General features: G+C 62.0%; 18 protein-coding genes. 4 read left to right on the forward strand and 14 right to left on the reverse strand.

Going from position 1 to position 19,360, the window contains the following annotated elements:
- Positions 1 to 69: 69 nt before the first annotated feature.
- Positions 70 to 624 carry an ActR/PrrA/RegA family redox response regulator transcription factor gene (locus ACEK02_RS23290; RefSeq protein WP_371423911.1) on the reverse strand — a complete coding sequence of 185 codons (555 nt, stop codon included), beginning with the start codon at positions 622 to 624 and terminating at the stop codon, positions 70 to 72.
- Positions 625 to 839: 215 nt separating this feature from the next.
- On the opposite strand from ACEK02_RS23290, the gene ACEK02_RS23295 reads away from it, so the two are divergent.
- Positions 840 to 2,090, forward strand: coding sequence for an MFS transporter (locus ACEK02_RS23295; RefSeq protein ID WP_371423912.1), 1,251 nt, complete (start codon positions 840 to 842; stop codon positions 2,088 to 2,090).
- Between the two features lie 95 nt (positions 2,091 to 2,185).
- Here ACEK02_RS23295 and ACEK02_RS23300 read toward each other — a convergent pair whose 3' ends face one another.
- Together ACEK02_RS23300 and ACEK02_RS23305 are read right to left on the reverse strand one after the other, a co-directional pair.
- The gene (locus ACEK02_RS23300; RefSeq protein ID WP_371423913.1) at positions 2,186 to 2,683 is read right to left on the reverse strand and encodes a VOC family protein; all 498 of its coding nucleotides are present in this window, start codon (positions 2,681 to 2,683) and stop codon (positions 2,186 to 2,188) included.
- 139 nt (positions 2,684 to 2,822) lie between these two features.
- A complete protein-coding gene (locus ACEK02_RS23305) occupies positions 2,823 to 3,368 on the reverse strand; it encodes a carboxymuconolactone decarboxylase family protein (protein WP_371423914.1) in 546 nt (181 codons plus the stop codon).
- Between the two features lie 178 nt (positions 3,369 to 3,546).
- Between ACEK02_RS23305 and ACEK02_RS23310 the strand changes: the two genes are divergently transcribed.
- Together ACEK02_RS23310 and ACEK02_RS23315 are read left to right on the forward strand one after the other, a co-directional pair.
- Positions 3,547 to 4,731, forward strand: coding sequence for an acyl-CoA dehydrogenase family protein (locus ACEK02_RS23310; RefSeq protein ID WP_371423915.1), 1,185 nt, complete (start codon positions 3,547 to 3,549; stop codon positions 4,729 to 4,731).
- A gap of 163 nt (positions 4,732 to 4,894) precedes the next feature.
- Positions 4,895 to 6,031, forward strand: a complete 1,137-nt coding sequence (locus tag ACEK02_RS23315; RefSeq protein WP_371423916.1) for an acyl-CoA dehydrogenase family protein — start codon at positions 4,895 to 4,897, stop codon at positions 6,029 to 6,031.
- A gap of 267 nt (positions 6,032 to 6,298) precedes the next feature.
- On the opposite strand, the gene ACEK02_RS23320 is transcribed toward ACEK02_RS23315, so the two are convergent.
- From ACEK02_RS23320 to ACEK02_RS23370, 11 genes are all read right to left on the reverse strand, one after another.
- A complete protein-coding gene (locus tag ACEK02_RS23320; RefSeq protein ID WP_371423917.1) occupies positions 6,299 to 7,339 on the reverse strand; it encodes an amino acid ABC transporter substrate-binding protein in 1,041 nt (346 codons plus the stop codon).
- 82 nt (positions 7,340 to 7,421) lie between these two features.
- On the reverse strand, positions 7,422 to 8,024 hold the full coding sequence (locus ACEK02_RS23325; RefSeq protein ID WP_371423918.1) for a L,D-transpeptidase: 603 nt from the start codon (positions 8,022 to 8,024) through the stop codon (positions 7,422 to 7,424).
- Positions 8,025 to 8,184: 160 nt separating this feature from the next.
- Positions 8,185 to 8,283 carry a DUF2474 domain-containing protein gene (locus ACEK02_RS23330; protein WP_371423919.1) on the reverse strand — a complete coding sequence of 33 codons (99 nt, stop codon included), beginning with the start codon at positions 8,281 to 8,283 and terminating at the stop codon, positions 8,185 to 8,187.
- A gap of 50 nt (positions 8,284 to 8,333) precedes the next feature.
- Positions 8,334 to 9,335, reverse strand: a complete 1,002-nt coding sequence (gene cydB, locus ACEK02_RS23335; protein ID WP_371423920.1) for a cytochrome d ubiquinol oxidase subunit II — start codon at positions 9,333 to 9,335, stop codon at positions 8,334 to 8,336.
- The gene (locus ACEK02_RS23340) at positions 9,332 to 10,741 is read right to left on the reverse strand and encodes a cytochrome ubiquinol oxidase subunit I (protein WP_371423921.1); all 1,410 of its coding nucleotides are present in this window, start codon (positions 10,739 to 10,741) and stop codon (positions 9,332 to 9,334) included. Before ACEK02_RS23340 ends, cydB begins: the two co-directional genes overlap by 4 nt.
- Before the next feature lie 80 nt (positions 10,742 to 10,821).
- Entirely contained in the window at positions 10,822 to 11,373 is a 552-nt protein-coding gene (locus ACEK02_RS23345) for a thioredoxin family protein (RefSeq protein ID WP_371423922.1), read from the reverse strand.
- Between the two features lie 24 nt (positions 11,374 to 11,397).
- Positions 11,398 to 12,087, reverse strand: coding sequence for a cytochrome c biogenesis CcdA family protein (locus tag ACEK02_RS23350; RefSeq protein ID WP_371423923.1), 690 nt, complete (start codon positions 12,085 to 12,087; stop codon positions 11,398 to 11,400).
- A gap of 223 nt (positions 12,088 to 12,310) precedes the next feature.
- The gene (locus ACEK02_RS23355) at positions 12,311 to 12,922 is read right to left on the reverse strand and encodes a sigma-70 family RNA polymerase sigma factor (protein WP_371423924.1); all 612 of its coding nucleotides are present in this window, start codon (positions 12,920 to 12,922) and stop codon (positions 12,311 to 12,313) included.
- 194 nt (positions 12,923 to 13,116) lie between these two features.
- Positions 13,117 to 13,854, reverse strand: a complete 738-nt coding sequence (locus tag ACEK02_RS23360; RefSeq protein ID WP_371423925.1) for a response regulator — start codon at positions 13,852 to 13,854, stop codon at positions 13,117 to 13,119.
- Positions 13,851 to 15,605 carry a DUF3369 domain-containing protein gene (locus ACEK02_RS23365; RefSeq protein ID WP_371423926.1) on the reverse strand — a complete coding sequence of 585 codons (1,755 nt, stop codon included), beginning with the start codon at positions 15,603 to 15,605 and terminating at the stop codon, positions 13,851 to 13,853. Before ACEK02_RS23365 ends, ACEK02_RS23360 begins: the two co-directional genes overlap by 4 nt.
- Positions 15,575 to 17,602 (reverse strand): ATP-binding protein, encoded by a 2,028-nt coding sequence (locus ACEK02_RS23370; RefSeq protein ID WP_371423945.1) that lies wholly within the window; start codon positions 17,600 to 17,602, stop codon positions 15,575 to 15,577. The genes ACEK02_RS23365 and ACEK02_RS23370 overlap by 31 nt, the downstream gene beginning before the upstream one ends.
- A 414-nt stretch (positions 17,603 to 18,016) precedes the next feature.
- Here ACEK02_RS23370 and ugpB point away from each other — a divergent pair, with 414 nt between their 5' ends.
- A complete protein-coding gene (gene ugpB / locus ACEK02_RS23375) occupies positions 18,017 to 19,339 on the forward strand; it encodes a sn-glycerol-3-phosphate ABC transporter substrate-binding protein UgpB (protein WP_371423927.1) in 1,323 nt (440 codons plus the stop codon).
- The last annotated feature ends 21 nt before the right edge of the window (positions 19,340 to 19,360 follow it).

Consider the following 19,360-nt stretch of genomic DNA (forward strand, 5'->3'; position numbering starts at 1 on the left):
AAAAACTACTTTGCCAACGCCGGATACGCTTCAATAAAAACGTGAAACGCTCTAGTTTTTAGGGAAGGCTCAGCGCGGCGCGCGCTTGGCGAGAATGCGCTGCAGCGTACGGCGATGCATGTTCAGACGACGTGCGGTCTCGGAGACATTGCGATTGCACATCTCATAAATGCGCTGGATGTGTTCCCAGCGCACGCGGTCGGCCGACATCGGATTGTTCGGCAATTCGGACTTGTCGTTGTCGATCGCGAGCAGGGCCGCAACGACGTCGTCGGCATCGGCCGGCTTCGACAGATAGTCGACGGCGCCCATCTTCACCGCGGTCACGGCGGTGGCAATGTTGCCATAGCCCGTGAGCACGATGGCGCGCGCATCAGGGCGTTGCTGCTTCAGTGCCGATACGACATCGAGGCCGTTGCCGTCACCGAGGCGAAGATCAACCACGGCAAAAGCGGGCGCCGATTTGCTGATCTGGGCAAGACCTTCGGAAACGGAGCCGCAGGAGGTGACCGTGAAGCCGCGCGTTTCCATCGCACGCGAAAGACGCTCCAGAAACGGCTTGTCGTCCTCCACGATCAGGAGCGAGCGGTCGGTCTGTTCAGTCACTTCGGCGAGCGCATTCACGGTTCAAAATCCTCCATATCCAATACCCTATCATATGGCGGCGCTGAATGCAGCTGCCAAGGGTGTGAAGATTTGAATGGCTTGATTGTGAAGTTAATCCAATCGCGATTTTCACCGGTAAAACGGGTGGTTAATTCCGATCAGGATGGTACATCAGCGCGGCGTGTTGTCGCACAGCGGCATCATGGAGGAAACGTAATGAAAGCAGATCCGGAATGGACGCGACTTCACCTGAGATAAATGACGAGACATCGGCTCGTTACGACGGCTGGCGTATCGTCGGTGTTTGTTTCCTGCTCGCAACATTTGGCTGGGCGCTCGGCTTCTATGGCCAGAGCGTCTATCTCGCGGAACTTCAGCGCGTGCATGGCTGGCCGGCCTCGACCATCGCAACGGCCACCACGTTCTTCTATCTCGTCGGTGCATTGCTTGTCGCATTTGTGAGCGAGGCGATGCGTGCGCTCGGGCCGCGCAACTGTTTGCTGGCCGGCGTCGGTGTGATGGCCTTTGCTACCATTCTGCTCGGACAGATCACGTCGCCGTGGCAACTCTACGCGGTGAATGTGCTGCTTGCATTCGGTTGGGCCGGCACCAGTCTCGGTGCGATCACCAATACGCTTGGTCTGTGGTTCGACAAGAAGCGCGGCATGGCCATCAGCCTTGCGCTGAATGGTGCCAGCTTCGGTGGCATCGTCGGCGTGCCCCTGATGGTCGCGGCAAGCAACGCCTTCGGCTTCGGCGGCGCAACCATCGCCGCAGCCGTCGCGATGCTCGTGCTGCTCGTCCCGGTGATCATCATCTTTGTCGGCCATCCGCCGCATCGCGCACTATCCGCTGCGCAGGGCGGTGCTGCCGCCACGGCCAATGCGCCATCGTCGACTCGGATTCGCGCGGAGGCGATACGCAACGTGGCGTTCCTGACGCTCACCACTGCCTTCGCATTCGGATTGTTCGCGCAGGTTGGCTTCATCGTTCACCTGATCTCGTTTCTCGATCCGGTGATCGGCCGCGAACGTGCGGCGGCCGCAGTATCGCTGCTGACATTGATGGCGGTGGTCGGACGCGTGCTGTTCTCCACGGTGATCGACCGGCTCAATCAGCGACTGGCCTCGGCGCTGTCGTTTCTCAGTCAGGGCGTTGCGCTCGCCATTGTCATCAATTCGCGCAACGAGGCGCTGTTGTTCTTTGCCTGCGCACTGTTCGGATTCTCGGTCGGCAATCTGATCACGCTGCCGGCGCTGATCGTGCAGCGCGAATTTGCTGCGCGGTCGTTCGGGGTACTGGTCAGCCTGATCACGGCGGCGACCCAGGTCACCTACGCTTTCGGTCCGGGCATCGTCGGCTTGCTGCGCGATCTTTCGGGCAATTATGCCGTGCCGTTCTACGTCTGCATGGCGTTGCAGGTGGCCGCCGCCATGTTGATCATGGTGCGGGGGCGGAAGAGCAAAGCTCTAACCTCATGGTGAGGAGGCGCGTAGCGCCGTCTCGAACCATGAGCTGCTTGGCACATCCTTCGAGACGCCGCGCGAAGGGGCGCGGCTCCTCTGGATGAGGACTGAGTTTATGTCTGCCGCTGCTTCAGCAGCTCCTCGACGTCCAGCCGCTTGGTGAACATCGCAATGTCGCCATTGGCGTCCCGCGGCCACTCTGCCTCGGGGCGATCCCAATACAGTTCGACACCATTCTGGTCGGGGTCGCGCAAGTAAAGCGCTTCGCTGACGCCATGGTCGCTGGCGCCATCGAGCTGAATGCCCGCCGAGAGCACGCGGTGCAGGGCGTCGGCCAGTGCCGCCCGGGTCGGATACAGGATCGCGGTATGAAACAGACCTGTCGTGCCGGGCGCCGGCGGATGACCCCCTTTGCTCTCCCAGGTGTTGAGGCCGATGTGATGATGGTAGTCGCCGGCCGCGATGAAGACAGCCTGATCGCCATAGCGCGCTTTGATCTGAAATCCGAGCACGTCGCGGTAAAAGCCGAGCGCGCGCTCAAGGTCGGCAACTTTCAGGTGAACGTGCCCGATCCGAGTACCTGCGGGGATCGGTCGGATTTGGTCGGGCATGGGAAGCTCCTGAGTGGCGTGACGCTCACGATGACTTAGTCACGCGATCGCAGGATGGGTAGAGCATCCCGGCGAAACCCATCGTTTCTGGAAGCTGGATTGATGGGTCTCGCTCCGCTCTACCGCATCCTGCGGGAACTTACGCAAGGTCGGAGACCTGCCCGTCCGGCAGGCCGAACTCGTAGGTGTTCAGCGTCATCGAGACCATCGTGTAATAGCCGCACAGGCCAATGATCTCGACGAGGCCCTGCGCGCCCAGTGTCTCATTGGCTTCGTCATAGAGTGGCTTGGAGAGGCCCTGCGCTTCGTGCAGCGATTTGGCGACATCATAGATCACCCGCGCCTTCTTCTCGCTGAAACTCGGCGTCCGCCGGTTCTTGATATCCTCGATGATGGCCGGATCGAGCCCGCCATCCAGCGCCATCTTCTTGTGCGCGTACCATTCGAAATGCGCGGTCCAGTGCCGCGCGGTGACGAGGATCGCCAGTTCGGCATGCGCCGGTGTCAGCGTGGTGTCATAGCGGAGAAAGGCGCCGAGGCGCGCCGCATGCCGCGCCATGTTCGGGCTGGCGAGCCAGGCCATCATCGGCTCCGGCGGGCGTCCGCGCTTGCTGGCGATCGACTCGTCATAGATCGACTTCTGATCTTCGGACATTTCGCCAGGCGAAAGCAGCTTGATGCGCATGTTGTTTCCTCGTGTGTTTTTGTTGGTTGTCCTTCCGCGATACACCGGAACGCCGGTGCTGGCCACACTCTCTGCGCCTTGCAGCAGGCCATTGAATTCCGCGAACTGGCGAGTAAGCTCGCCGGCAACAACAAAGCAGATGCGCCAGCATCCTGCGCCAAAGTGGATGGAAACCCTGATGTCGGATCTCGAACAATTCCGCAGCGATACCCGCGCCTGGCTCGAGGCCAATTGCCCGCCGGAAATGCGCAAGCCGATGAGCTCGGACGAGGATACGTTCTGGGGCGGCCGCCATGCGAAGTATTCATCGGAGCCGCAACGCATCTGGTTCGAGCGGATGCGCGACAAGGGCTGGACCGTGCCGCATTGGCCAAAGGAGTATGGCGGCGGGGGGCTCGACGGCGAGCAAACCAAGATCCTGCGGCAGGAAATGGCCGCGATCTCCGCCCGCCTGCCGCTGGTGTCGTTCGGCATTTCCATGCTCGGGCCGGCACTGCTGAAATACGGCACCGACGCTCAGAAGAAAAAGCATCTGCCGAAGATCGCCGCGGGCCTGATCCGCTGGTGCCAGGGTTATTCCGAACCCAATGCCGGCTCCGATCTGGCCTCGCTGCAGACGCGCGCCGAGAGCGACGGCGATGACTACATCATCAACGGCCAGAAGATCTGGACGTCCTACGCGAACTATGCCGACTGGATATTTTGTCTGGTGCGTACCGACGCATCCGGCAAGAAGCATGACGGCATCAGCTTCATCCTGTTCGACATGGCATCGAAGGGCGTTTCAACCAAGCCGATCCTTTTGATCTCCGGCAAGTCGCCATTCTGCGAGACCTTCTTTGACAATGTGCGCGTGCCAAAGTCCCATGTGCTCGGCACCGTCAATCGCGGCTGGGACGTCGCGAAATATCTGCTGCAGCATGAGCGCGCGATGATCTCCGGCATGGGTGAGCGCGGCGCCGGCCGGCCGCTCGGCCAGGTCGCTGCGGATTCGATCGGCTCGGACGCGCAGGGCCGTCTCGACGATGCGATGCTGCGCGGACAGATCGCCAGCTTCGAAGTCGATGAAGCTGCATTGGCGTGCGCAGCGGAGCGCGCGGTCGATCTGGCCAAAGCCGGGCAGGCGCATCCGGCCTTTTCGTCGGCGATGAAATATTACGGCACCGAGCTCAACAAGCGCCGCCATGAAATCCTGATGTCGTCAGGCGGCATCGATGCGCTGGAATGGGAAAGCCAGCGCTCGCATGAGGGGGCACGTCCACGCGCCTGGCTGCGCACCAAGGCGAATTCGATCGAAGGCGGCACCAGCGAGGTGATGCTGGGGATCGTTGCGAAGCGCATTCTGGATTTGCCGGGGGCGTAGAGCGCGATCCTCATCCTGAGGAGCCGCGCTCTTTGCGCGGCGTCTCGAAGGGTGAGCCAAGCGACTCATGGTTCGAGACGGCGCAAGACCGCCTCCTCGCCATGAGGCCTGCGAGTTTCACGTTATTCACGTCAGCAGTTACTCCGAACCACTGGGAATAAAAATGGCCCTCCTCCTCAACGAAGAACAGACAATGCTGCGCGACAGCGCCCGCGGCTTTATCGGCGACAAGGCGCCGGTCAGCCATTTCCGGCAGTTGCGCGATAGCAAGGATGCGACCGGATTTTCCCGCGACTACTGGCGCGCATTCTCCGAAATGGGCTTTGCCGGACTGCTGGTGCCGGAAGCCCTGGGCGGCAGCGGGCTCGGCGCTGTCGAGGCCGGCGTGGTGATGGAGGAAATCGGCCGCACGCTGATGCCGTCGCCATTCTTCTCCACCGGCGTGCTGGGCGTCTCGGCGCTGAAGGGCGGCAGCGATGCACAGAAGGCGGAATACCTGCCGAAGATTGCCAGGGGCGCGCTGCTGGCGGCACTGGCCATCGACGAAGGCGCGAAACATCGCCCACTGCAGACGGCGATGAAGGCCGCGCGCTCCGGCAACGGCTTCAAGCTGAACGGCGCGAAGGCCTTCGTCGTCGATGGTCACACGGCAGATCTCCTGATCGTCGCGGCGCGCAGCGCAGGTGCGCCGGGCGAGCGCGACGGGCTTACGCTGTTTCTGGTGGATCCGAAGGCCAAGGGCATCGCGCTGGAGCGCACAGCGATGGTGGACTCGCACAATGCAGCGCGGATCACGTTCGAGAATGTCGAGGTCACCGCTGACAGCGTACTCGGCGATGTGGATCAGGGCGGCGCATTGCTGGACAGCGTGCTGAATATCGGCCGCGGCGCGGTGGCGGCTGAGATGGTCGGCCTGTCAGACGAAGTGTTCGGCCGCACCGTGACCTATCTCAAGGAGCGCAAGCAGTTCGGCAAACTGATCGGTGAGTTCCAGGCGCTGCAGCACCGCGCCGCGCATCTCTATACCGAGATTGAAGTGACTCGTGCTGCGGTGCTGAAAGCGTTGCAGCTTATCGACGACGGCGCACCGACGGTGGCTGCCGCGATTGCTGTCGCCAAGGCCAAGGCCGGCACCACGGCGACGCTCGCTGTGCAGGAAGGCGTGCAGATGCATGGCGGCATGGGCATGACGGACCAGTTCGACATCGGCTTCTTCATGAAGCGCGCGCGGGTCTGCCAGGAATTGCTCGGGGACAGCAATTACCACGCCGATCAACTGGCGCGGCTGAAGAATTATTGAGGCGGTGCTCTTAACCTCTCCCCGCACTGCGGGGAGAGGTCGCCGCGTCTTCGCGGCGGGTGAGGGGCATGGCACACGCCTACCTCACACACGCTCCATCGGATCTCTCCGATCATGGGCGTTCACGTTTCCCGCGAAAATTCTTCGTTTCGAGAGTGTGCGATTGGCGCGGGCCCTGTGCCATGCCCCTCACCCGCCCCGGCGTCGCTGCGCTCTGCCGGGTCGACCTCTCCCCGCAAAAGCGGGGAGAGGTTAGAAAGAAGCAGCTTACCTGATCGGCGGCGCGTATTGGATGCCGCCGGCGCTCCAGATCTGGTTCAGGCCGCGCGGGATCTTCAGCTTCGAGCCCTCGCCGATATTGCGGTCATAGACTTCGCCGTAATTGCCGACATGGCGGATGATGCGTGCAGCCCAATCCTTCGGGAGGTTGAGGTCTTCGCCGTAAGCGCCTTCGGTGCCGACGAGGCGCATCACGTCGGGTTTTTTGGACTTCAGGGCCTCGTCGATGTTCTTCGAGGTGATGCCGAGTTCTTCCGCATTGATCATGGCGTAAAGAGTCCACTTCACAATCATCATCCAGTCGTCGTCGCGCTGGCGCACGACAGGCGCGAGCGGCTCCTTGGAAATGACATCGGGCAGGATGACATGATCGTCGGGCTTGCTCATGGTCAGGCGCAGCGCATAGAGCTGCGAGGCATCCGCCGTGAAGGTGTCGCACTGGCCGGAATTATAGGCCTTGAGGACTTCGTCCAGCTTGGGAAGCTTCACTTCGGTGTATTTGATGTTGTTGCTGCGGAAGTAGTCGGCGAGGTTCAGCGCCGTCGTGGTGCCGTCCTGGACGCAGACCTTGCTGCCATCGAGCTCCAAGGCGGAATCGATCTTGCGGGACTTCGGCACCATGAAGCCCTGGCCGTCATAATAGGAGACCGCGGGGAAATAGAGGTCGTAATTGGTTTCGCGCGACATGCTCCAGGTGGAATTGCGCGACAGGATATCGACCTTGCGGCTCTGCAGTTCCTTGAAGCGGTCTGAGGCGTCGAGCGGAACGAAGGTCACCTTCTTCGGATCGTTGAAGATCGCAGCGGCGACGGCGCGGCAGAAGTCGACATCGAAGCCGGTCCAGTTGCCTTGCGCATCCGGGGCCGAGAAGCCGGGCAGGCCGGTATTGACGCCGCACAGCACGGCGTCGCGTTTGACGGTGCGCTTCAGCGTCTTGGTGTCGTAGCGCTCATAGGTGATCGCAGCTGCGGCCACCGCCGTGGCAACCACCAGGCCGATGGCCAGCCCGGTCGTGAAAGTCCGCTTCATCCCCATGCGAAGTCCGCCCCGTAATCAGAGAAAGATATGTCAGTGAAAAACTGGATCGAAGAGTTGCGCAGTCCGCGCAGGATCAGATTTCAGGCTTCTGCCGCACGATGACCTTGGTGCCCACCGGGATCCGGTCATAGAGGTCGGCGACGTCCGCATTGACCAGCCGGAAGCAGCCGGACGATACGGCGGTGCCGATGGTGTCGGGCCGGTTGGTGCCGTGGATGCGATAGACGGTGGCGCCGAGATAGAGCGCACGGGCACCGAGCGGATTGCCGGGGCCGCCGGCCATGAAGCGCGGCAGATAGGGCTGGCGCGCTATCATTTCCGGCGGCGGCGTCCAGTCCGGCCACTCTGCCTTGCGCGAGATCTTCAAGAGGCCCTGCCAGGTGAACCCGTCGCGGCCAACACCGATCCCGTAACGTAGCGCACGCCCATTGCCTTGCACCACATAGAGATGGCGCTCGGCGGTGGCGATGATGATGGTGCCCGGCGCTTCGGTGGTGCGGTACAACACCATTTGCTTCTGGTATTCCGGCGGCAGTTCAACGCCATCATCAGCGATCAGGCCGGGCTCGTCGCCGACATCGGGGCGCTGCTGTTGGGCGACGCTGTGCGTGATCGACAACATCAAGCCGGCTACGACGGCAAGCTGAAGCCCAAGCAGGCGGCGGATGTTGATCATCGCAGGGATCTCCGGTTTCGCGTCCGTCAATTCTGTACCATCCCAGCCAAATCACGGGAACCACGAAATCATGGGGCACTGCAGCAGCGCTGCGCGTGCGCGTTGGGTTGTGCGTAGTCTTGCCGGCCGCGAGTGACGATTTGATTAAAAGCCGCTGTGTTTATTTCGACGCGATCCAGAGGCGCAGCGCATAGCTGACAAGCGTCACGCTCGCGACGCCGCCGAGCCACAGGGCAACGAACCACAGCAGGCGCTGCATCAGCGGGCGTTTATCCGAAGGAACAGGCTCTTGCTGCGACGCTGGTGTCATCAGTGATAGCCCGCGCCGGCGCGAACCTTGCCGCGAAACACGTAATAGGCCCAGGCGGTGTAGCCGAGGATGACCGGCACCAGCACGGCGACGCCGTAGCTCATGAAATGCAGGCTGTTGTCGGGGGACGCCGCCTGCCAGATGGTGATGCTGCGCGGCACGATATAGGGCCACATGCTGATGCCCAATCCCGCATAGGACAGCGCGAACAGTGCCAGCGACAGGAAGAACGGCCGATGATCCTGTTTGGCGGCGAGGCTGCGCATCAGCAGCGCGGTGATCGCGGCGACCGCGATCGGCACCGGCGCCGTCAGGAGCAGGTTGGGCCAGGCGAACCAGCGCCGCGCATATTCGGCATCCAGAAATGGCGTCGCAATGCTGACAAGGCCGATGGCGGCGAGCATGGCGAAGAGCAGCCACCAGCTCAGCCGATAGGCCTGGTCACGCAATGCGCCTTCGGTCTTCATCACCAGCCAGGTGGCGCCGAGCAGACCATAGCCGGCCATCAGCGCGAGGCCGGTCAGCACGCTGAACGGCGTCAGCCAGTCCCACCAGCCGCCGCCATAATGCCGGCCGTTGACGGTGATGCCCTGCAGGATCGCACCGAGCGCCACGCCCTGCGCCAGCGTGGCTATTAGCGAGCCGCCGGCAAAGGCGATGTCCCACAGATTGCGCTCGCGCGTGGTGCGCCAGCGAAACTCGAAGGCGACACCGCGAAACACGAGGCCGAGCAGCATCACGATCATCGGCGTGTAGAGCGCCGGCATCAGCACCGCATAGGCCAGCGGAAACGCTGCCATCAGCCCGCCGCCGCCGAGCACCAGCCAGGTCTCGTTGCCGTCCCAGACCGGAGCGACCGAGTTCATCATGACGTCGCGGTCTTCCTTTTTCGGAAACAGCGGAAACAGCATGCCGAGGCCGAGGTCGAAGCCGTCCATCACGACATAGACGAAGACGGCAAAGGCGATGATGAAGGCCCAGATGACGGCGATATCGATCATGACGCGTGCCCCGATGCGGCTGCGCCGACGGCCGGTGTGATGCCCGCCGCACGGCTCGGGACGTCGCCGGCCGGGCCCTGCTCACCATGATGCGGTGGCGCGGCCATGAGTCGCAGCATATAGATCGTGCCGGCGGCGAACACCGCGAAATAGACAATAGCAAATGCAATCAGCGACGACGCAACGGCAGGTGCCGCCAGCGGCGAGACGGAGTCGCTGGTCCGCAGCAGGCCGAATACCGTGAAGGGTTGCCGCCCGGTTTCGGTGGTCACCCAGCCGGCCAGCACAGCGATGAAGCCGGCCGGTCCCATTGCGAGGGCGAAGCCGTGCAGGAACCGCGACTCATAGAACTTGCCGCGGAAGCGCATGAACAGGCTGAGCAGTCCCAATCCCAGCATCAGGAAGCCGATGCCGACCATGATGCGGAACGACCAGAAGGTCACCGGCACCGGCGGCCAGTTTTCGCGCGGAACAGTATCGAGCCCGGCCATCGGTGCATTGAGATCGTGCTTCAGGATCAGGGATCCGAGCTTGGGGACTTCGATGGCGTAGTTCACCTTGCCTTCGGTCTGGCTCGGGATGCCGAACAGGATCAGTGGGGCGCCGTGAGGGTGGCTCTCGAAGTGGCCTTCCATGGCCATGATCTTGGTCGGCTGATGCTCAAGTGTGTTGAGGCCGTGCTGATCGCCGGCCAGAATCTGCAGCGGGGCGACCAGCGTGGCCATCCACATCGCCATGGAGAACATCACGCGCGGGCCCGGCAGACGCGAGTCCTTGAGGAGATGCCAGGCGCCGACTGCGCCCACCACGAAAGCCGTGGTGAGATAGGCCGCCAGCACCATATGTACGAGCCGATATGGGAAGGACGGATTGAAGATCACCTTCCACCAGTCGGCCGCAACGAACTGACCCGCGTCGTTGATGCTGTAGCCGGCCGGCGTCTGCATCCAGGAATTGGCCGAGAGAATCCAGAACGCCGAGAACAGCGTGCCGATCGCAACCATCAGTGTGGCAAGGAAATGTAGCTTGTGACCGACACGTTCGAGTCCGAACAGCATGACGCCGAGAAAGCCTGCTTCAAGGAAGAAGGCGGTGAGGACTTCATAGGCCATCAGCGGCCCGATGATCGGCCCGGTCTTGTCGGAGAAGGCCGACCAGTTGGTACCAAACTGGTAGGACATCACGATGCCCGAAACGACGCCCATGCCGAAAGCGATGGCGAAAATCTTGAGCCAGTAGTTGAACAGATTGATGAAGACTTCGCGCCCGGTCCACAGCCATAGCGCTTCCAGTACGGCGAGATAGCTCGCAAGTCCGATCGAGAACGCCGGGAAGATGATATGAAACGATACGGTGAACGCGAACTGCGCTCGGGCTAATATGACAGGGTCAAAGCCTTCGAACATTTGCATCCGTCCAATTTTAGCTACTGGACGGATGCTATCATGCGGTTCTGGTTACGCCTACACGGCAATAATTTCGCGCGTTAGCTGCTCGCGCTCAGCAACTTCTTGATAATACTATCCATCTGCTCATATTGGCCCTCGCCGTCGTGCTGGTAGACAATTTGTCCACTCTGGTCGACGATGTATTGCGCAGGCCAATAGCGATTGCCGTAGGCGTTCCAGGTCCTGGACTCATTGTCCTGCGCTACCGGATAGGTGATGCCGTGGCGTTTCAACGCGTTCTGCACATTGCTGGCGGATTTCTCGAAAGGGAATTCCGGCGTGTGAACGCCGACAATGACGAGGCCGCGGTCGCCGTATTTGGCGTGAAGCGCCGTGACATGCGGCAGCGTGTTGACGCAGTTGATGCAGCCATAGGTCCAGAAGTCTACCAGCACGACCTTGCCGCGCAGGTTCTTGATATCGAGCGGCGCGGAATTGAACCAGTTGCTGATGCCGGTGAAATTCGGCGCGCTGCCTTGTACGGCTGCGATCTGCACCGGTGCGGTTTCGGCGCCAAATCCCGGCGCCGTCGCACCAAACAGGCACAGCATGATCAGTGAGGCCGATGTCGCGAGCGAACGTATCGTCATGGCAATCTCCGTTGTCTCAGGGTGTCAAAGGCCGATCTGGCCGCTTGGGTAAAATCCTGTCAGCCACGCGACGATCAGCGTGTCGTACTGAAAATAGGAGGCGATCGCGAAGCCGATCACGACGACGCCGAAGGCCTGCTGCAGCCGCGGCGTGATGCGGGCGAGGCTGCGCACGCGCGTCGTCACGGCCTGTCCGCCATAGGCGATGATGAGCATCGGAATGGCGGCGCCGATCGTATAGGCAATGAGGAGGATACTGGCCCAGACGACGTCCTTCGACGTGGCGATGATGGTCAGGATCGAACCCAGCACGGGGCCGGCACAGGGTGTCCAGACAAGACCCAGCGTTGTGCCGAGCACGAAGCCGCCGAAATTGCTGAGATCCGTGCTGGTGGAATTGCTGGTGAGCCCGCCGATCCGGCCCGTCAGCCATTCGAACGGCGTCGGGAAGATCATCAGCAGTCCGAAGCCGAGCAAGAGCACTGCGGCAGCGGTCCGCAGGATATTCGGATCGAAGTCGAAGATCTGCGTCAGCCCGCCGAGCAGTAGCGCAACGGCCGAGAACGATACCACAAAGCCGAACGCGATCAGCGCCGGGCGAATCCGGCTGGTCTGGCCCACAGAGGATCCGAGCAGGATCGGCAGTACCGGCAGCGTGCAGGGTGTCGCGATCGTTACGATACCAGCGAGCACAGCGAGCAGAAGATTGAGCATTGGTCTCATCCATCCAGCGCCGGCGATCAGGCCTGTTGGCATGACGCGCGCTTGATGGTCTTCGGCTGATGCAGGACGGATGTTACGCGGCGGGCGTCACGTGTTCGTGTTCTCGCTTATAGGACCAGACAAAGAACGGCCCGGAAGGGGCATCCCGTCCGGGTCGTTGGAGGCTGGAGGTTTAACGCGAAATCGGGGTCGGAAACGGGGAGCGAATACGGGTTTACGCTGCGATGCTGTCGATGCCGGCGGTCTTCAGGAGGTCGGCGAGCTGCTTGCGGGCGTAGAACATGCGGGTCTTGACCGTCGATGCGGGGATACCGATCATGCTGGCGACCTCTTCCACCGACTTCTCATGATAGTAGACGAGGTTGACGATCTCGCGATGCGCCGGCGACAGCTTGGCGACACAAGCGCGGAGAATGGCGCTGGTGCGGCTGCGATCGAGCGAGGCTTCCGGCGTGTCCGCATGGTCGGCGATTTCCATGACATCGTCCTGATCGATGTCCTCATATTTGCGCTGGCGCAGCGCGGTCAGCGCCTTGAAGCGCGCGATCGACAACAGCCATGTGGAAACCTGCGAACGGCCCTCGAACTGGCTGGCGGTCCGCCACACGTCGAGGAATACTTGGCTGACCAGATCTTCTGCCGCCGACGTGTCACGCAGCATGCGGAGAACGAAGCGATAGACCCGCACATTGTGCCGGGCATAAAGCGTGTGCATCGCCGAGCGGTCGCCGCCCGCGATATTCTCAAGCAGCATCTCGTCCGAGGTGGCGCGGGCCGTAATGATACCCTGCTGACCGGCGGCATTGAGGGCGATGACGTTCTGCATGACTAGCTCCCGTAAGAGACCGCGTTGCGGCTTCGTTGGGAGGATTGTTAAGGAGCCCGGGTTTCAGGACGTCTGCTCCAAAAGCGGAAAATGGTTTCATGGAACCGGAGAATTGTTTCGTCGCAGGATGAGCGACGAAACATTCAGAGGTGAAATGCGTGCAATTTGAATGAGATAGATTCTAAAAAACGGGCTCAGGCCTTCTCGCCCACGGGGGAGAACAAATAACCCCCGCCGCGAATTGTACGGATCACGGCGGGTTTCGTCGGATCGGGCTCGATTTTGCGGCGGATTCGCATGATCCGCAGGTCGACCGCCCGGTCGAAAGCCTCGGCATCCCTGGCATTGGCCAGTTCGAGCAGCCGTTCGCGCGAGAGCACGCGCTTCGGGTTGGCGGCGAACACCTTGAGCAGGCCAAATTCAGAGGCCGTCAGCGGATGTTCGTTGCCTTCATCATCACGCAAGGCCTGCGCTTCCAGATCGAGCCATTTCGTGCCGAAGCGCACGAGATGGTCCCTGTTCTCCTTGGCAGGCGTCGCATCGGCTGCCGTGCCCTTCGCTGGCGTGCTTCGACGCAAGACCGAGCGGATGCGCGCCATCAATTCGCGGAGTTCGCAGGGCTTGGCGATATAATCGTCGGCGCCGAGTTCGAGGCCGACGACGCGGTCGATCGGGCTTGCGGTGGCAGTCAGCATGATCACCGGCACATTGATGCGGCTCTTGAGGTCACGGATGATCGAGAGCCCGTCCTCTTCCGGCATGTTGAGGTCGAGCACCACGAGATCCGGCACCTTGGTCTCGATCTCGCTGCGCAGGCTCTTGCCGCCGTCGCACAGGGTCACGGCAAAGCCGTGCATCTTGAGATAGTCGCCCACCATTTCGCGGGCGGGCGCTTCGTCGTCGACAATGATGATATGCGGGCTCTGGCTCATGACAGGCCCTCACTGGTGGCTGGCAGCAGGATGGTGAAGGTGGCGCCCTGGCCTGGGCCGGGACTATGTGCGTTCACTTCGCCGCCATGCATTTCGATGATGCGCTTGACGATCGACAGGCCGAGGCCGGTCGAGCTTTCGCCGCCGGTCGGCTTGGCTGACAGCCTCTGGAAGCGGCCAAACAGCCGGTCCAGATCTTCCGGCGACAGGCCGGCACCTTCATCGCTGATGCTGATGCGGACATAACCGGCCTCGTCCGTGATCAGCAGCGCGATCTTGCCGCCAATCGGGCTGTATTTGATGGCGTTGCTGACGAGGTTGTCGATGGCCTCGCGCATCCGGTCGGCGTCGCACATGGTGAGATCGTGGTGGGCGGGCGCGGAGACGGAGAGATCCTGCTGCTTGTTCATGGCAGACGGCCGGTTCGCTTCCGCGACGTCCCGGACCAGTGTCGCCAGATCCACCGGCTCGCGGCGGATGGTGATATCGAAGGCGTCCGCCATGGCGTCGGAGATCAGGTGATCGACCATCGCGGTCAGTCGCCTGGTGGCGTCCCGGATGTGATCGACCTGCGCGGCGATATTCTCCTTCGGCGATCCTGCCGATATCAGCTCGGTCAGCATCTCGGTGCGGCCGAGGATCACGCCGAGTGGATTCTTCAGGTCATGGGCGACGGTGCCCAGAATCTCGTTCTTGAAGCCGTTGGCGCGTTGCAGCCGCAGCCACTGCGCAGAGAGCCGGCGATTGGCCTGCATCAGCGCGCGGGTGCGCTGTGCCACGCGATCTTCCAACTGTGTATTGGCCTCATGCAGTTGCTGATAGAGGATCACATTGTCGAAGGCGATCGACAGCCGGCTGCCGAAGATCTCCACCAGCGAACGATCGGTCTCCGACAGCGGCCGCTCTGCCTGCAGCAGCACGACAACCTCGCGGCCGCTTCCGGTGCGGATATAGAGCGCGGTCCGATGGTCGGCGAAATCATGCTTGCGGCGCCTGAAGGCCTCTTCAACCATCTGGCGCAGGTCCGGGTCGAGCGAATGCGAGGTCGCGGTGCCCATGAAGCGGCTGTAGCAGCCCGATCCGGCGAGCACGGCATAGTCGTCACCGATGGCGCCGCCGTCGCGCAGCACCAGGATGCCCGCACAATCCACATTCAGCAGCGACGCCATCTGCGTCAGCACGCCTTCGGCGAGCCGCTGCATCGATTTGAAATCGTACAGCGTCGAGGCAGCGTCGATAATGATTTCGAGGCCGCGCCGGGTCTGCACCATGCGTTCGAGCTGCTGATAGCTGCGCAGCGCCGCCGTCAGCGAGGTGAACAGCTTGTCGGCGGTCAGTTCGGTCTTCGCCTTGTAGTCGTTGATGTCATAGTCGACGATGACGCGGCGCTCCGGCGCCTGACCGGGCTGGCCGGTGCGCAGGATGATGCGCACCGTTTCGTTGTGCAGTTCGTTGCGGATGAACTCGACCAGTTCGAGGCCGGCCGCGTCCGTCTCCATGATGACGTCGAGCAGCACGGCCGCGATATCCGGATGCGCGCGCATCAGGGCCTGGCCTTCCGCGGCGGAATAGGCCGACAGGATTTCCAGCGACTGGCCGTTCAGCGTGTAGTCGCTCAGGGCGAAGCGCGTGCCTTCATGCACGGCCTGGTCATCGTCGATGACCGCGATCTTCCATTTTCGGTTATTGGATTCTTCCGGAACGTCGCCGGAGTCTTCAATCAGGTAGAGGACATCGTCCTGGTCGGCCATTGCGTCGTCCCGTCAAATGATCCCGCGGCGCCAGTGGCGGCCCGCGGCATGATAATGCGAAATGTCGTGCCTTGTCCCAATCTTGACTCCAGCATCATCCGGCCCCCCAGCTGCTGGGTCACCAGATTGTAGACGATGTGGAGGCCAAGGCCGGTGCCGCCTTCGTTGCGGCGCGTGGTGAAAAACGGATCGAAGGCCTGCCGCTGCACGTCCGGGCTCATGCCCGCGCCGTTGTCGGAGAAGCTGATCTCGATATCGTCGGCGCCGCGCGGCTTGGCGGTGATGGCAATGGCGCCGGGCTTGCCGTCCGGGAATGCGTGATTGGCCGCATTCAGGAACAGGTTGGTCAGGATCTGGCCGTAGGAACCGGGATAGCCATCAATCATCAGCCCGTCCGGTACATCGACTGTCAGCGTGATCGGCGCCTTCTTCAGGACCGGGCGCAGGCTGGCGATGATCTGATCGGTGGCCTCGGAGAGGCTGAACTGCCGCCGCTCGGCATGGGAACGATCGACGGCGACCTGCTTGAAGGACTGAATAAGTTCGCCGGCACGATGCAGGTTGGCGACCAGTTGCTGCGCCGCATCGCGCGACGTCTTGACGAACTCTTCGAGTTGCGAGCGCCGCAGCGGGGCATTGGAGCGCAGCTCCGCCTCGAACATCTCCGTGCGCCGTGCAAAGCTGGAGGCCACGGTCAGGCTGATGCCGATCGGATTGTTGACCTCATGGGCGACACCCGCGACCAGCCCACCAAGGGCGGCCAGCCGTTCGGCATCGATCAAATTCTGCTGGGCGGCATTGAGCTCGAGCAGGGCGCTCTCGGCCTTCTCCTTCGATGCGCGCAGCTCGTTCTCGGCTTCGCGCTTGGCGACAGCATTCTCGCGGAACACTTCCACGGCGCGGGCCATGGCGCCGACTTCGTCCTTGGCGGCGGTGCCCTGGACCTTGCGATCATAGTCGCCCGAGGTGATCGCGCGCATCGAGGCCATGATCTGCTGCAGCGGCAGCCGGATGCTCAACGCGATGATGATGCCGGCCGTGATGATCAGCCCGAGGAATGCCGCGGCGATGACCATGACATTGCGGGAAATCGCCGTCAGCGTGCGATCGAAGGTGGCCTGCGCGGACTGCTCGCGCTGCCGCATCTTGACGGACAGGCCATCGATGGCCGCGATGGTGTCGGCCTGGCTCGCGTCGATTGAATTGCGCAGCAAATCCGTACGGCCGGAGAGCTGCTCGGACAGTTTCGCGAGCCCCTGGCGCAGTGCAACTGCGCGGCCCTTGAGCCGCTGCAATGCGATGCGCTGCAGGTCATTGTCGGCGAGATCCGTCATGACCGGGATGGTGCGTTCGATCGTTTCTGTGTTGCGCCGCGCATCCTCGGCCGAGGCGGATGCCAGCGACAGATAATAGGCGTTGGCGGCGACCAGCATCGCGGTGAATGCCTCACGCGATTTGCCCAGCGCAGGCCAGATCAGCGCGTCGCGCTGGCCGGTGGCGCCTTCGATGATCGAGTACAGCCCCGCCATATCCTTGGCAGGCCCGAGCACCTGTTCCTCATAGGTCTTGGCGATGGTGGTCTGAAGCGTGCGCAATTCGCCGAAGCCGCTGAGGAAGCGCTCGGTGACACGCTCGAGCTCGGCAACGGAACCGGACAGCATGGGGTCGGTCGAGGCGCGGGTGTTCAACGTGCCGAGCACAGCCTCGCGGAGCAGCAGGATTTCCGCGAACAGTTCGGGGCTGGGCTGATTGATATAGCGATGGATCAGGTTCTGCAGCCGGCCGGTCTCGCTCTCAAGCAGGGCCAGAACCTGATCGGATTGGCGAACCTGGCGCACATCGTCCCAGGCGGAGGACAGCACCCGCGAGCCGCTCCAGATCAATCCGGCGAGGACGAGGACGACCGCCGAGTTCAACGCTGCGATGGACAGAATGCGCCAGCGGATCGGAATCGCACGGACAGCCGCAACGATGCCGGTCCGGCCTCGCGCCGCCAGCTCGTCCTGTCCTTCAGCAACTCCGTTGTGCGGGCTCGTCACCACAGGTGTGTCATTTCGCCTTGCGAAAGGTTCAATCGGTGAGGAAGCCGTGCGTCACAACCCGGCAACTCCATTTTTATAGTCCGAAAGAGTTTCGTTGAGGTTGCGAGACAGTTCAATGTAGCAAATAGCGGTGTTGCTGGCTATTGATCTGCAACGACTGGTTGAATGGCGGCCGGCCCGATTGAACCGACCGTCGCGCAGACGCAACAGAGTGCTGTGGCAAACAGTGCCCGGTGCACGCCGCTGCGCGGGGCTATTCAATCAAAACGATAGTGGAATCATTATTTTATTGGGTGGAGACGTTTTGTCTCCCAATAAGACTGATCGCACAGCAGGCCGGCAGCCGACGGCATTGAAGGGCAGGATGAGATGAAGTTGAAGGCGGTGCTCGGATATCTCGCGCTTGCGGTGACGGTCAGCCAGGTGGCGACGCCTGCATGCGCCACCGACATCCAGTGGTGGCACGCGATGTCCGGAGAACTCGGCCGGCATGTCGAAAAACTGGCCGCGGATTTCAACGCCACACAGACGGGCTACCGCATCGTTCCGGTCTACAAGGGCAACTATACCGAGACCGTCACCGCGGCCATCTTTGCCTTCCGGTCGCGGAGCCAGCCGGCCATCGTCCAGGTCAATGAAATCGCGACTGCCACTATGATGGCCGCGAAAGGGGCGACCTATCCCGTCTATGAGCTGATGCGCGATCAGGCGGAGGCGTTCAATCCATCGGCCTATCTGCCGGCCGTTACGGGTTACTACACCGATATGGCCGGCAATATGCTGTCGTTCCCGTTCAATGCGTCGACGCCGATCCTCTACTACAACAAGGATCTGTTCCGGGCTGCCGGGCTCAACCCGGACGAGTCGCCGCGGACCTGGCCCGAACTGGGCGCCGCTGCCCAGCGATTGCGGACGGCAGGCGCAGTTTGCGGTTTCACGACGGCGTGGCCGTCATGGATCAACGTCGAGAACTTCTCGGCATTCCACAACATTCCGGTGGCGACCCGGTCCAATGGTCTCGGCGGTCTGGACGCGGTCCTGACCTTCAACAATCCGCTGATGGTGCGGCATATTACGCAACTCGCCGAATGGCAGAAGACCAAGGTCTTCGATTACAGCGGTCGCGCGACAGCGGCTGAACCGCGCTTTCAGAAGAGCGAATGCGGAATCTTCCTGGGCTCGTCGGGCACCCGCGCCGACATTCTCGCCAATGCGAAATTCGAGGTCGGCTACGGCATGATGCCGTATTGGCCCGATGTCACGGCCGCGCCGCAGAATTCGATCATCGGCGGCGCAACGCTCTGGGTACTGCGCGATCGCCCACGCGAAGAATATAAAGGCGTGGCGAAGTTCTTTGCGTTTCTGTCGCAGCCCGAAGTGCAGGCGACCTGGCATCAGAAGACGGGCTATTTGCCGATCACGCGCGCCGCCTATGAACTCACGCGCCAGCAGGGCTTTTACGACCGCAACCCCGGCACCGTGAAATCCATCGAACAGATCACGCTCAAAACGCCCACGGAAAACTCGAAGGGATTCCGCCTCGGCTCGTTCACGCTGATCCGTGACGCCATCGAGGATGAGCTGGAGCTGGCCATTAGCGGCAAGAAACCCGCGCAGGAGGCACTCGATGCAGCAGCAGAGCGCGGCAACAAATTGCTGCGCCAGTTCGAACGCGCCAATCCGGTGCAATGACGAAGGCAAACGGGCGCGCCG

It is taken from the genome of Tardiphaga sp. (genome assembly GCF_041424195.1).
Lineage (GTDB): Bacteria > Pseudomonadota > Alphaproteobacteria > Rhizobiales > Xanthobacteraceae > Tardiphaga.

Coding starts and splice junctions, on each gene's coding strand:
- ACEK02_RS23345 (WP_371423922.1), bottom strand. CDS start 11,373: ATGACGATACGTTCGCTCGCGACATCGGCCTCACTGATCATGCTGTGC.
- ACEK02_RS23330 (WP_371423919.1), bottom strand. CDS start 8,283: ATGCAGCGCCTGCTGTGGTTCGTTGCCCTGTGGCTCGGCGGCGTCGCG.
- ACEK02_RS23305 (WP_371423914.1), bottom strand. CDS start 3,368: ATGCGCATCAAGCTGCTTTCGCCTGGCGAAATGTCCGAAGATCAGAAG.
- ACEK02_RS23365 (WP_371423926.1), bottom strand. CDS start 15,605: ATGGCCGACCAGGACGATGTCCTCTACCTGATTGAAGACTCCGGCGAC.
- ACEK02_RS23340 (WP_371423921.1), bottom strand. CDS start 10,741: ATGTTCGAAGGCTTTGACCCTGTCATATTAGCCCGAGCGCAGTTCGCG.
- ugpB (WP_371423927.1), top strand. CDS start 18,017: ATGAAGTTGAAGGCGGTGCTCGGATATCTCGCGCTTGCGGTGACGGTC.
- ACEK02_RS23315 (WP_371423916.1), top strand. CDS start 4,895: ATGGCCCTCCTCCTCAACGAAGAACAGACAATGCTGCGCGACAGCGCC.
- ACEK02_RS23310 (WP_371423915.1), top strand. CDS start 3,547: ATGTCGGATCTCGAACAATTCCGCAGCGATACCCGCGCCTGGCTCGAG.
- ACEK02_RS23320 (WP_371423917.1), bottom strand. CDS start 7,339: ATGAAGCGGACTTTCACGACCGGGCTGGCCATCGGCCTGGTGGTTGCC.
- ACEK02_RS23300 (WP_371423913.1), bottom strand. CDS start 2,683: ATGCCCGACCAAATCCGACCGATCCCCGCAGGTACTCGGATCGGGCAC.
- ACEK02_RS23350 (WP_371423923.1), bottom strand. CDS start 12,087: ATGCTCAATCTTCTGCTCGCTGTGCTCGCTGGTATCGTAACGATCGCG.
- ACEK02_RS23325 (WP_371423918.1), bottom strand. CDS start 8,024: ATGATCAACATCCGCCGCCTGCTTGGGCTTCAGCTTGCCGTCGTAGCC.
- ACEK02_RS23360 (WP_371423925.1), bottom strand. CDS start 13,854: ATGAGCCAGAGCCCGCATATCATCATTGTCGACGACGAAGCGCCCGCC.
- cydB (WP_371423920.1), bottom strand. CDS start 9,335: ATGATCGATATCGCCGTCATCTGGGCCTTCATCATCGCCTTTGCCGTC.
- ACEK02_RS23355 (WP_371423924.1), bottom strand. CDS start 12,922: ATGCAGAACGTCATCGCCCTCAATGCCGCCGGTCAGCAGGGTATCATT.
- ACEK02_RS23295 (WP_371423912.1), top strand. CDS start 840: ATGGACGCGACTTCACCTGAGATAAATGACGAGACATCGGCTCGTTAC.